We start from the raw sequence: 12,716 nt of genomic DNA on the forward strand, positions 1-12,716 counted from the left end.
TCTCTTTTAATATTTAAAAATATTTCTTCCTTATAATGAAATGAAGTGCCTGTCTGAATTTCAAAAACGGCACTTTTGTGTTGTGTCTTTCTATGGGAAGTGTTTAAAGTTGTAATTATTTTTAGGTTTATCACTTACTGATTTTGATTGGCTTTATTACTTGTTATACAATTTATTATTTCGGTATATCCTTCATTTACTACATCTTGAGATTCTAAACACAGTAAAAAATTACCTGCGTCTGATATAACAAGTTTTGTGTTTCTAACACATTTTACTTTTGTCTGTAAATATTTGGGACTTTAAATTCTTTTATAAGTACTGTATTTACAAATACTAATATACAGAATTCAAATTAATAATTTAACAAAAATAATGTTTTTTCTTATGTTTTTACTTTTTAATTATAATTAATAACTTACAATATTTGAATATTTGGAGTGTGTTGTCAGTTTATTTTGTTGATAAACACGGAATACCTAGTGTTTTAAAATCATTCTATTAAAGGGAGGGTGATTCTGCTATTGCAAAAAGATATTATTATAGTAAAGAGGTTGTATTTGTATTAATGAAATTATTTTTGTGTATAAACGTTTAGAATCTAACTATTTGAATTACTTAAATGTTTATTTTTACTTCAACTAACAAATTATATATATGAAAAAAATAACCTTTTTACTGTTGTTTTCTGTCGGAGTAACTTTTGCGCAGGGCAATGCAAGCAAAATTAAATTTACTGCTAAAATTAATAATAGAAATAGCGATACTCTTGTTATTAGGGGAGCGGATAATTTTAAGCAAGTGATACCAATTGATAAAAAAGAAACTTTTGTGGCAACATTTGATGCTCCTAAAGGGTTTTATCAATTTACTGATGGAACTGAGGCTTCGAGCCTTTATCTTAAACCTGGTTCGGAGATTAATTTAACAATGGATGCGAAACAATTTGATGAGACAATTGTTTATAAAGGTAAGGGGATTAATGAAAGTAATTATTTGGCTCAAGCAGCTTTGAGAGATGAAAAATTTCAAGAAGAAGCTTTTTCTAAAGAAGCAGTTGAGTTTGCAACTCTTTTAGAAACAAAAGTAAAAACGGATGTAGCAAATATCGAAAAGGGAGATTTTGATCCTGAATTTAAAGAAGCAGTAAAAATGTCATTAGAAAAGTCTAAAGCTTATATTGTAAGAAGATATGAAAGTACTGCTAAAATGAAAAAATTGAATGGTAAAGCATCTCCTGCTTTTGACTTCGAAAATTATAAAGGTGGTAAAACGAAACTTTCGGATTTAAAAGGGAAATATGTTTATATTGATCTTTGGGCAACTTGGTGTGCTCCTTGTAGAGCCGAAATTCCTTTCTTGCAAAAAGCTGAAGAAAAGTATCATGGTAAGAATATTGAATTTGTTAGTATTTCTGTAGATAAGGTTAAAGATCACGAAAAATGGAAAAAGTTTGTAGTTGATAAAAAATTAGGAGGAACACAATTATTTGCAGATAAAGATTGGGAATCTGATTTTGTGGTAAGTTATGGTGTAACTGGTATTCCTAGATTTATATTGATTGACCCAGCAGGAAATATTATTAATGCGGATGCTCCAAGACCTTCGTCACCTGATCTTCATGTTACGCTAGATAAATTTTTGAATTAAAAATCGTATTAATTCGTAATGTATTGATAACTTGATTAGTATTGATTTTAAACACACTTTTAATTTCCAATGTTAAGTTCTTACTCAATGTTACCAAATTGTTAAGTAAAAGTTTTTTTAATGTAAAGTATTAGTTATATTTGTTTATAGATTTTAAAACATTAATAACTAAAGATATGAAAAAGTGTGTGATTTTAGTTGCAATATTGTTCTCTGGAATTTTAGTTGCACAAGAAACTAAACCAGTTTTAGAAGCTGTTGGACAAAAAGTAAAAGCTACTTATTACTATGATAATGGTAAAGTTCAACAAGAAGGTTTTTTTAAAGACGGTAAATTAGACGGTGTCTGGGTTGCATTTGATGAAAATGGAAATAAAAAATCAACAGGATTATATGCGAACGGTGAAAAAACAGGTAAATGGTTTTTCTGGAATGGATCGAATCTTAGTGAGGTAGATTATTCTGACAGTCGTGTGGCTTCTGTTAAAAACTGGAAACAAGACGCGCTTGCAAACAGAAACTAAGACTAATTATAAGACCAAAAAAGGTTGTTCGACTGAACAACCTTTTTTTATGTCTGCTTTTTTGATGATTTACTTTTCTTATTCCTTCCGTACCAAATGATAAATCCTGTTACAGGCAATGACGCTGCTATTAAACTAGCTATAAAAGCGATTATTTTTCCTGGCAAATCTAGAATTTGCCCTGTATGAATACCATAATTCATTTCGACAACTTGTAAACCTAAACTCTTTTTTTCAAAAGGATCGCTCTGAATTAATTCGCCATCATAAGGATGAAAATAATAATTACTTTGTTGGTCGTATCGTAACGAATGAGGATAGGCACCAGTATTTATAACATCGCCTTTTTGTTGTGGAGTTGTTACATAAAACATTTCGGATTCTGGGTTTTTTATCCTAGTCTGTACCAAAGCACGATCTATGGCAGCAAAAGTATTATAATCAAATTTTGTGGTGTCTACTATTGGAGCTTTAGTTTCTAATGCTTTATCACCACCAAAGTTGAAAGCTTTGTAAATACCATCGCCAACCCATTCGTAAGTAAAGGTTAAACCAGTTGTAGCTATTATTATAGTAATTATCGAGATATATAATCCAGAAGTTTTATGCCAGTCATAATTTACGCGACGCCATTTGGCCGACCATTTTACACTGAAGCTGCGTTTGATGTCGCTTTTGCGTTTAGGCCACCATTGAATGATTCCTGTGATTAAAAGCAGTATAAAGATAATTGTTGCCCCACCAATAATATGTTTGCCAATATAGTCAGGTAGGAGCAAATACAAATGGATGTGTTCGACAATGAGGAAAAAGTCAGTTTCTGGATTTTCTGTTTTTAGATACTCTCCAGTATAGGGGTTGAAATAAAGATATAAGTTTTCTGTATCTGAATAGGTATAAACAATGGCAGAGCGGTTTTTTCCGTAAAAGGAAATCATACTCGATTTATTGTTAGGAAGGATTTCTTTAGCCTTTTGTTGCAAAACTGAGGGTAGTACGAATGGTTTGTTTTGAGGTTCGACTAATCGCCATTCTTTGCGGGTGATATCTTTTATCTCATCGTGAAAGCAAAATATACAACCTGTAATGCTGATAATAAATACAATAAGCCCAGAAGTTAATCCGAGCCATTTGTGAATAAAGCGTATTTGTTTTTTTAAACTCATGTTTTAATTTGCAGTAAGAGAATAATCTATCTTTATTTAGAATTGTTGCAAGGGGCAAAAGTAAATTCTAAATGTATAACCCACAAATTATGTCGGTTTATTTTTAGATGGATTTATGATATTGCTTATGTATCTTTTTTATTTAAACGGAATGATATGTAAAGTGTTATTGATGCAAGAACAATCCAAAATACATCAACAAAGAATATCTGAATTTGATTTTGAGCAAATGTTTTCCAGAACCAATTACCTGTACAGATTCCGTTAGCAACAGGAATAAAGAATCCTAAAATACTTCCAGATAATAATGAGAACTTATTTGTGAAAGCATTGTTCTTTTTTAGAATAAAAAACACTGTCAATACTAGCCACCCTATAAAATAGACGCTATAAATATTTGATCGTCCTAACGGATGAAATACCTTGGTGGCTATAAATGCCAACGCGGTTATAGGATACATACTTAAGCAAATTGCCAAGTAGATGCGTACAACAGTTTCGTTAAAACGACGCTTCTTTTCGGGCATATTTTTCTTGTCTCTGGCTACCAGCCAAATCATAACTCCTGATATTATTACAAAACATGTAATTATACCAAGTACAAAACTTATTATTTTGAGAGCATATCCTCCATAATCTCCAAAATGTATTCGGTACAAAACATTTTTTACTCCATCGAGATAAGTAGTTTCTGTAACTGGGTCTTTTTTTGCAACGATACTACTATCGGCTACTTTATAAATTACTTTACCAATTCCGGTGAATTTTTTGTCATACTTTATTTCGCCTTCTACCAAAACATGCATATTGGTATCGCCGTAATTTTGAATATATACGCGAGTAATCTCAAAATCATTCCAGTTACTTTTAGTTTTAGCAACCAATTCATCAATGCTAAATGGAGTTGCCAATTTTTTATTATCAAACTTATATTCGGGATCAGTGTATTCTAAATCTTTATATAATTTATCCTGATCGCCTTTATAAAGTGCCATTACACTTGGAGCGATTATTAATAGTTTAATCATGAAAAAGGCTCCCGTAACAGCATATACAAACTGAAAAGGCAAGCCAATCATTCCTAATGAGGTATGCGCATCTGTCCACAATGTTTTTAGTTTTTCTTTTGGTCTAAAAATATAAAAGTTAGAAACGATTTTATTCCAATGCAATAAAACTCCTGTTATAATTGCAAATAGAAAAAACAATGCTACAAATCCGGATAGATAATATCCAATAGGGTAGCGTACCTGGGCTAGGAAATGAAGTCGATATAAAAACTCACCTAATGAATACGAGTTTTCATAGGTATGGGTTTTGAAGTTTTTAGTGTCTAAATAAAAAAAAGATCTTTCTTTTAATTTGGCTGGAGCCAAAGAATCTTTGGTAGCCTCAAGATAAATATTTACCCTTCTTTCTGCACTGGTTTTTGATATGGAAATATTTCTACCATGTAAAGTGTATTCCTTATCTAGATTGCTTAATGCTTTATCGTAATCTAGTTGAATATTCTTTGTTATTGCTACAGATTCACTTCGTTCCCAATTGATGATTTCATCTCTAAAAAACGAAAAAGATCCAGCAAAGAAAATGATAAATAATACAACACTTATTACAATGCCACTTACTGTATGTGTATGAAAATAGATATTATAGTTCCTGTTATTCATAAATTATCGAGTAATAGGGTTATAGGTTTGCCCAAGATATATAATACCACAAAATAGTAAGGTTAGTAATAAATAAATTCCCCAGATTTTCCACCCATTTTTTGCCAAGAAAGCTACAATCATTAAAACAACCCAAAGAATAAACCCAGTAAAAGCCATTGTTATGATAACGTTGACATGACTAATCCATGAAGCTAATGCGAGATGAAAACTTACCGATACAAAATAACCGCCTAGTATTGCAGCTGTTATTTTGGCAATACGCTGCCATATGGATTGGGTTAAATATTTTGGGTTTGCAGGCATGTTTTTTTTTGATTAACAAAAAGTTGGTTTAGTAATAGTAAAATTCTAATAGTCCAGATAGTGCAAATAGAATAATTACACCTTTGAAATTAATAACTTTTAAAGGGGTTACTATTATAACCAAACTACTAATTGTCATTAACTGAATAAAAAAAAATAAAGTTGCTGAGCCTAAAGAGGCACTAAGCAACCATAATAAATAGGCTAAAAGAAGCATACACGAACCTGTAATTTTTGTTTGTTTTGGATTTCTTTGTATCCATTTTTCAAAACTAAAATCATAAGATAGTATTGCTCTTTTAGATGTGTAGTATAATGTGTAAAAAGAAATAAAAACAAAAAGGCTGGCTATGGTTATCATGATTGTATAATTAAAAAAGCATCTTTCTAATGTTATATTAGAAAGACGCCTTGTTTTTTTATTAGAATCTGTAGGAGAAACTTGCTGCAAAAGTCCTAGGGTCTTTTGGATGAATTGTTGACCAACCATCGTAAATTTCTTCGTTCGTAATATTATTTAATTTTAGCGTTACAGTAAACTTCTCAGCAGTATAAAATATAGAGGAGTTGATTACTGTGTACTCCGGAATTGTAAATGCTCCAGCTATAGCTCTATTCATAATTTTGTTATCTCCAACATAATTCCCTCCAAAACCTATTCCGAGTCCTCTTATGAATCCTTGAGAGAATTTATAAGTAGCCCAAAGGTTTGCTAAGTTCTGTGGCCCTGCGCTCTCTGGTCTAAATCCTACGAAATCAGGATCACCAGCGGTTAAAACAGCATCATTGTAGCTATAACCTAAAAGAATGTTTAAGCCTCTAACTGGGTTAGCAATAAGTTCTGCTTCAAAACCTTTATTACGTTGCCCTCCGTCTTGATGCGAAACTTGATTATTAGGTAGTGCAGCTGTTGGGTCAGTAGGGTCAACATATGGAGTTTCTATTACATACACTTTGTCTGTAACTTTTATGTCATAGTAGCTAAAAGTAGCGTATAGTTTATCTCTAAAAAGATTTAATTTAGTTCCTACCTCAAATTGATTAGCATGTTCTGGATTAAATGTTAAAGGAGTAACAATACCCGCATTACGATTTTGACCTGGCGCTACATTAGAAAATCCATCCATATAATTAGCAAAAACAGAAACTTTGTCTATTATGGGTTGGTAAACGATACCTAATTTAGGTGAAAATGAAGTTTGATTGTAGTTGTCATCTTTAGTAGTAACATCACCACCATTTATAAAACGGTCAGCTCGTAAACTTACCATTGCTGATAGAGCAGGTGTGAAGTTAATTACATCAGAGAAATAAGCACTGTAAACTTCTTGTCTTGTTTTGTTATTATTTCTTGGAGTATTTGCTATAATTGCATCAGATCCAGCTTTTGTTAAGTCACCAGTATCTCCATTTGTAGGGTGGCCAATAACGTTATTGAATGATTGTAAGTCCTCTCCAATATATACTAAACCATTGTTGAACCAACCCGAGTTATGATCTGTTGCGGTTCTGTTGAAATAATCAAAACCTACTACAAGTCTGTTTCTTAATTTTCCAATTTTAAAGTCACCAATAAAGTTCTGTTGAATATCAGTAGAGACATCTCTGGCATCTTGATCAGTAAAAGATCTGCCAAGAACTATTCCTTCTTTGATTGATTCAAATTCGGTTCTACTTGTTGATTCATACAAATAGGTATAGTTCCCTATTGATTTTGCTGAACTTGTCGAGAAGATAGTTTGTGATGTCCATTGATTAGAAAGCTTATAATTCATTTGACCTTGTAAGTTATACGAAGGTGTTTTCATTGTAAGTTCATTACTTGTATAAGAACGTTTGTTATCATATTTTAATTCAGCAATATTGTGAACTCTTAATGGACTCGTTCTATCTAAAAATAACATAGTCGGATTAGTACTTTCGCTAGTCATAAACTCCGTGTTTACTAAAAACGATAATCTATCATTTACCTGATATGATAGGGAAGGTGCAATAAAAAAAGATTCTCTAAATCCAGCATCTTGAAAACTATTTTGTTTGTTATAAGCCGAATTGATTCTAAAGTTTAGTGTCTTTTTATCATTTAATGGCGTGTTAAGATCTACTGTAGTACGATTTAGACCATAACTTCCAACAGTATAATTTACTTCGCCACCAAAAACGCTATAAGGTTTCTTGGTAGTTGTGTTGATTAGTCCACCGTATGAAATTAAACTGCTTCCGAATAATGTTCCTGAAGGCCCTTTAATTATTTCGATTCTATCGATATTAGCAGGTTCTAAACTTCCGTTTGTTAAACCAGGTAATCCGTTAACCATTGTTGGTTGAACTGCAAATCCTCTCAAAGAATAATAACCAGCTCCGTCTCCAGCACGACCTGTTGAAGCCCACAATTGTGTGATTCCAGAAGCATTTTTCAGGGCGTCATCAAAAGTAGTTACAACTTGTTCTTTTAGAACTTCTCCAGTAATAGTTGTATATACTTGCGGGTTTTCAAGATTTTTAAGTGCTAATCTTGATACTTGTTGGTTTTCTTTACGAGCGTAATGATTTTTTTTACCACTATTGATAACTACTTCGCTTAATTGTTCAGAACTTGAACTAATAGTGAAGTTCTCCATTAATTCATCACCACTGTTAACCGTTATTTTCTTTTCTTTAGTAGTTTGTCCTATTACTGATACTTTTATAATATAGGTTCCAGGTTTAATGTTCTTCAGGATGTATTTCCCTTCAGCATCTGTTACAGTTCCTACTCTGGTTCCTTTTAGAACTACCGAAACATTGTCGGCACTACTGTTATCTGTTAAAATAACTTGTCCTTTAATAGTTGCTTTTTGCTGTGCCCAAGTCGTGGTACTTAGTAGCAAAACAAAACAGAAACTCAAAAAAGATATTGTAAGTTTGGATTTCATAATTATTTAGAATTGATTTTAATAGTGCAAATTTAGTTATTGGATAAAAACCAACCAAATTATTTTTATCTATTCTAAATAAAATTTAAAACAAGGATTCAATTTATTTCATTGTTAGTTTTTTAACATAATTTTTTTTTATTTGTTAAAATCAAATAAAAAAACCTGTTCAGATAGCTGAACAGGTTTTTAAAGTTTAAATCTATTTTGTAATCTAAAGTGTATGTTTTGGATTGAATCCGTCTTCACTTAGTTCTGTATGTACATAATCGGCAACCATTTCTGTCTCATAATCAATCTTTTCTCCTTTAGAGAATTTGTGAATGATTTTTTCCATGATTTCATAAATTACTGGAACAATAATTAAGGTTAGGAATAATGAAGAAATTAATCCTCCAATAATTACCCATGCCAAACCATTTTTCCATTCAGCTCCAGCTCCAGATGCCAATGCAATTGGGAACATACCAAATACCATCGCAATTGTTGTCATTAAGATCGGACGTAAACGAGCGTGATTTGCCTGAATTAATGCTGTTCTGATTGATTCCCCAGCAGCTCTTCGCTGATTGGTGTAGTCAACAAGCATAATTGCGTTCTTACACACCAGACCAATTAACATAATAATCCCCAGAATCGTAAAGATATTTAATGAGTTATTAGTTAGGGCCAAAGCCAGCATTGCACCAATAAACGAAAGCGGAACGGCAAACAATACCACAAACGGGTGAACGAAACTATCATAAAGACCAACCATTACAAGGTAAACCAAAATAATAGCGGCTAATAAAGCAATTCCTAATGTTCCAAAACCTTCACTTTGGTTTTCTTGATCACCTCCCCAGATGTAATTTACTCCAGCAGGTTTCTTTAGTTTATCAAGCTTTGCTTGCCATTGTGTTACAATGGTTCCAGATGGTACCCCAACGTTTTGTCCTTTTACAGTTACCGAAGCCGATTTATCTCTTCGCTCTAACTGGCTAGGTCCTGAACCTTCTGTAATATCTGCAAATTGAGATAATTTTATTTGTTGCCCAGTTGCATTAATGAAAATTAAATTACTAACATCAGTAATACTTTTTCTGTCAAATTCATCATATCGGATGTTGATATCATATTCGTATTCACCAGCTCTATATTTACCATCAGTATTTCCGCTAAAAGCAGTTTGCATGGTTAAACCAACTGTTTGAAGAGTTAATCCTAATGCTGCCATTTTATCACGGTCTACTTTAACGTTAATTTCAGGGTTTCCATCTTCAACTGTTAATTTAATCTCTGTTGTTCCAGGAATTGTACGTAATTCTGCTTCGGCTAATTTTGCAAAAGCCATGGCGCTTTCAGTAGAAGGTCCCGTTACAATTAATCCTAAAGTAGCATCTTCGGCAGTTCCTAGAATACCTACTGGAACTGTTTTTACTTTTGCTCCAACTAATACTTTTTCTAGTTTACGTTTGATTTTTGCTGCATAAACAGAAGCACCATCGGTACGATCTTTTTGATCAATCATCTTCACGTTTATCTCTGCTTTGTAAGCAGTAGCTTGTGATGCTCCAAAACCTTCACTGGTTTGTCCTACCGTTGTAATTTGACTGTGAACGTATTCCTCGTTTTTCAAATAGGCTTCAGCTTTTTGAGTCATAAAGTTAGTTTGCTCTAATGAAGCATCTTTTGGCATTTCGATTTGCACTAAAAACTCTCCACTATCTGATGCTGCAAAAAACTCACCACCTATGAAACCTCCACCTAATAATCCAAAAGTAGAAGCAAAGAATAATACAAGAACTACTGCAATGGTTTTAATATAATGGTCTAAACACCAAGTTAATAAATTAGATATCCAGTTTGTAAAACGAGTTAAATAACTTTCGAAACCTAGAATAACTCTTCCAAATAAATTCTTTCCTTCAATATGTTCCAGTTTTCCATAACGAGATGATAACCAAGGGATTATTGTAAATGACGCCAATAATGAGAATAAAGTCGAAATAATTACGGTAACACAAAATTGTGTAATAATATTAGATACCAAACCAGAACTCATTGCAATCGGCAAGAATACCACCACAATTACTAATGTTATAGAAGTAACGGTTCCACCAATTTCTGCCGTTCCATCGTATGATGCACGAATTTTGCTTTTACCCATTTCCATATGTCGGTAAATGTTCTCTAGAACCACAATTGCATCATCGACAAGAATACCTACAACAAGGGACAATCCTAATAAACTCATTAAGTTTAATGTGTATCCCATAAAGTAAATACCAATAAACGTAGAAATTAACGATGCAGGAATTGCAACCATTACAATCAATGAGTTTCTAATACTATGCAAGAAGAACAACATTACTAATGCAACCAGAATTACAGCAATTAATAAATCATGAACAACAGAGTCAGCCGCTTCAAGTGTAAAAACGGTACTGTCTTTTGCAACTTCTAATTTTAATTCATTGTCTTTATAATCTTTTTCAAGAACAGTAATTGTTTTTAATAATTGCTCACTTACCGCAACTGCATTTGCATCTGATTGTTTGATGATCTGTAAAATAATCGCACTTTTTTGATCGATACGAGATATTTTTTCTGCAACTTTTTGCGTATCCTGAACATCGGCGATATCACTTAAACGAACTTGAATTCCGTTTTGAGAAGATACTACCAAGTTTCTTAATTCATCAACACTTTTATATTTACCCGCTAAACGAATTAATATTTTTTGTTCACGAGTTTGAATGTTTCCTGTTGGGAAATCTAAATTTGAAGTCAAGATATTTTGTTGCACTTGAGGAATCGAAAGTCCGTAACCTTGCATTTTTAAGGCATCAAGATTTACTTGGATTTCACGCTCTGCACCACCAATAATATTTACCTGAGCAACACCTTGTACACGAGATAATATAGGAGCAATCTTTTTATCAATTAAGTCATAAAATGCTGCTTCGTCCATTTTTCCGTTGGCACCAAGTGTCATAATTGGTAAATCACTTAACGAGAATTTAGTCAATGCTGGTGTTTTAACATCATCGGGTAAATCGCTTATAATAGCGTTTATTTTACGTTGTGCATCATTCAGAGAAAAGTCAACTTTTGCATTAGATGTTAATGTAATCGATACGATAGATAAACTCTCGTATGACTTAGAGTCGATTTTCTTAACGTTTTCTAAAGATGCAATCGCATCTTCAATTTTCTTTGTTACGGTGTTTTCTACTTCACTCGGAGATGCTCCAGGATAAATAGTAGAAATAGTAATAACGTTCTGTTCAAATTTAGGAATCAGCTCATAGCCTAATTGGCTGTAGCTGAATAATCCACCAAGTATTAAAATTGTAAACATTACAATTATCAACGACGGACGTTTTATGGATATTTCGGCTAATTTCATATGTTTTGCTTAATGCTTTTAAACTATTTAATAATTTCTACTGGATTACCGTCTTGTAAGTTAATTTGACCAGTAGTAATTACGATTTCTCCATCAGTTAGTCCGTTGATAATTTCTACTTTATCACCTAAGATTCTTCCAGCTGTTACTTTTTTTAATTTTGCAATACCATTTTCAACTACAAATATCTGGTTGCTGCTTACACTTCCTACAAATGCATTTCTAGGTACAACCATCAAGGTTTGGTTTTGTTGGTTTGATGCAAAATTTGCAGTTCCGTACATACCCGCTTTAAGGTCGTTGCTTACATTATTTACAATTTCGATTTCAACTGGAAAGTTTAAACTCTCATCAGCTTTTGCTGCAATAAAAGTGATTTTTCCTGAAAAAACTTTGTCAGGATATACACTAGCAGTTACTTTTATTGTATTGCCTAATTTCAAACTTGCTACTTGATTTTCATTTACAGTTACAACTAGTTTTAATTTTGAAACATTTACAATATCAAATAATGGAGTAGCAGGCATACCAGTTAAAATAGATCCTGGCTCAATATATTTTTTATTGATGAATCCGTTAATAGGTGCTTTTACTTTAGTATCCCCAACATTAATATTAGCTTGTTTTAGATTCGCTTCAGCATTTGTTAAAGCTAATTTTGCTTGGTCTAATTGTTGTCTTGTAACCCCATCAGTTTTAAAAGCATTTTCATATCTCATGTAATCAGCTTTTGCATTTTGGTAGGCAGCCTGAGCAGCTTGTGCATTTACATTAATTACATCACCTCTAACTATTAACAAAGTTTGACCTACTTTTACGTAATCGCCTTCTTTTGCTAAAACAGTGATTACTTTTCCTGATTTCTCGGCAGAGAAAGTTAGTTCCTGGATTGGTTGAAAGTTTCCGTTGGTAACAAAATCTAATGAAACCTCTTCTGTTTTTACAGTAGAAACTTTAACAGAAACGGCAGCATTTTTTTCGGCAACAATATCGGTTTTAGCTTTGTTCTCTTCTTTGTTCTTCGTTAAAATGAAGCCTATTAATGCTAATGCTCCGATGATGACTACTATTGTTATTATTATTGTTTTTTTCAT

Annotated in this window: 9 protein-coding genes; 2 read left to right on the forward strand and 7 right to left on the reverse strand. The window is 32.5% G+C overall.

Translation table 11 applies throughout. The features are described 5' to 3' along the window. The first annotated feature begins 657 nt into the window (after nucleotides 1-657). Both IUY40_RS11065 and IUY40_RS11070 read left to right on the forward strand, forming a co-directional pair. A complete protein-coding gene (locus IUY40_RS11065; protein WP_195736930.1) occupies nucleotides 658-1,650 on the forward strand; it encodes a TlpA disulfide reductase family protein in 993 nt (330 codons plus the stop codon). Between the two features lie 176 nt (nucleotides 1,651-1,826). After that, on the forward strand, nucleotides 1,827-2,174 hold the full coding sequence (locus IUY40_RS11070) for a membrane-binding protein (protein ID WP_195736931.1): 348 nt from the start codon (nucleotides 1,827-1,829) through the stop codon (nucleotides 2,172-2,174). Nucleotides 2,175-2,221: 47 nt separating this feature from the next. On the opposite strand, the gene IUY40_RS11075 is transcribed toward IUY40_RS11070, so the two are convergent. The 7 genes from IUY40_RS11075 to IUY40_RS11105 form a co-directional block, all read right to left on the reverse strand. Continuing rightward, nucleotides 2,222-3,340 carry a PepSY-associated TM helix domain-containing protein gene (locus IUY40_RS11075; RefSeq protein WP_195736932.1) on the reverse strand — a complete coding sequence of 373 codons (1,119 nt, stop codon included), beginning with the start codon at nucleotides 3,338-3,340 and terminating at the stop codon, nucleotides 2,222-2,224. A 125-nt stretch (nucleotides 3,341-3,465) separates the two neighbouring features. Then, nucleotides 3,466-5,010 carry a PepSY-associated TM helix domain-containing protein gene (locus IUY40_RS11080; protein WP_195736933.1) on the reverse strand — a complete coding sequence of 515 codons (1,545 nt, stop codon included), beginning with the start codon at nucleotides 5,008-5,010 and terminating at the stop codon, nucleotides 3,466-3,468. A gap of 3 nt (nucleotides 5,011-5,013) precedes the next feature. Continuing rightward, nucleotides 5,014-5,316, reverse strand: a complete 303-nt coding sequence (locus IUY40_RS11085) for a hypothetical protein (protein WP_195736934.1) — start codon at nucleotides 5,314-5,316, stop codon at nucleotides 5,014-5,016. Nucleotides 5,317-5,344: 28 nt separating this feature from the next. Beyond that, nucleotides 5,345-5,677: a hypothetical protein gene (locus IUY40_RS11090; RefSeq protein ID WP_195736935.1), complete on the reverse strand. Its 333-nt coding sequence runs from the start codon at nucleotides 5,675-5,677 to the stop codon at nucleotides 5,345-5,347. Between the two features lie 61 nt (nucleotides 5,678-5,738). Beyond that, entirely contained in the window at nucleotides 5,739-8,231 is a 2,493-nt protein-coding gene (locus IUY40_RS11095) for a TonB-dependent receptor (protein ID WP_195736936.1), read from the reverse strand. Nucleotides 8,232-8,445: 214 nt separating this feature from the next. Beyond that, nucleotides 8,446-11,622: an efflux RND transporter permease subunit gene (locus IUY40_RS11100; RefSeq protein WP_195736937.1), complete on the reverse strand. Its 3,177-nt coding sequence runs from the start codon at nucleotides 11,620-11,622 to the stop codon at nucleotides 8,446-8,448. 23 nt (nucleotides 11,623-11,645) lie between these two features. Continuing rightward, nucleotides 11,646-12,716, reverse strand: coding sequence for an efflux RND transporter periplasmic adaptor subunit (locus IUY40_RS11105; RefSeq protein WP_195736938.1), 1,071 nt, complete (start codon nucleotides 12,714-12,716; stop codon nucleotides 11,646-11,648).

The organism is Flavobacterium sp. ALJ2 (assembly GCF_015594725.1).
Lineage (GTDB): Bacteria > Bacteroidota > Bacteroidia > Flavobacteriales > Flavobacteriaceae > Flavobacterium.

Excerpts from the sequence above, each read along its gene's own strand:
- IUY40_RS11065 (WP_195736930.1), top strand. The coding sequence starts at position 658 with ATGAAAAAAATAACCTTTTTACTGTTGTTTTCTGTCGGAGTAACTTTT.
- IUY40_RS11070 (WP_195736931.1), top strand. The coding sequence starts at position 1,827 with ATGAAAAAGTGTGTGATTTTAGTTGCAATATTGTTCTCTGGAATTTTA.
- IUY40_RS11075 (WP_195736932.1), bottom strand. The coding sequence starts at position 3,340 with ATGAGTTTAAAAAAACAAATACGCTTTATTCACAAATGGCTCGGATTA.
- IUY40_RS11080 (WP_195736933.1), bottom strand. The coding sequence starts at position 5,010 with ATGAATAACAGGAACTATAATATCTATTTTCATACACATACAGTAAGT.
- IUY40_RS11085 (WP_195736934.1), bottom strand. The coding sequence starts at position 5,316 with ATGCCTGCAAACCCAAAATATTTAACCCAATCCATATGGCAGCGTATT.
- IUY40_RS11090 (WP_195736935.1), bottom strand. The coding sequence starts at position 5,677 with ATGATAACCATAGCCAGCCTTTTTGTTTTTATTTCTTTTTACACATTA.
- IUY40_RS11095 (WP_195736936.1), bottom strand. The coding sequence starts at position 8,231 with ATGAAATCCAAACTTACAATATCTTTTTTGAGTTTCTGTTTTGTTTTG.
- IUY40_RS11100 (WP_195736937.1), bottom strand. The coding sequence starts at position 11,622 with ATGAAATTAGCCGAAATATCCATAAAACGTCCGTCGTTGATAATTGTA.
- IUY40_RS11105 (WP_195736938.1), bottom strand. The coding sequence starts at position 12,716 with ATGAAAAAAACAATAATAATAACAATAGTAGTCATCATCGGAGCATTA.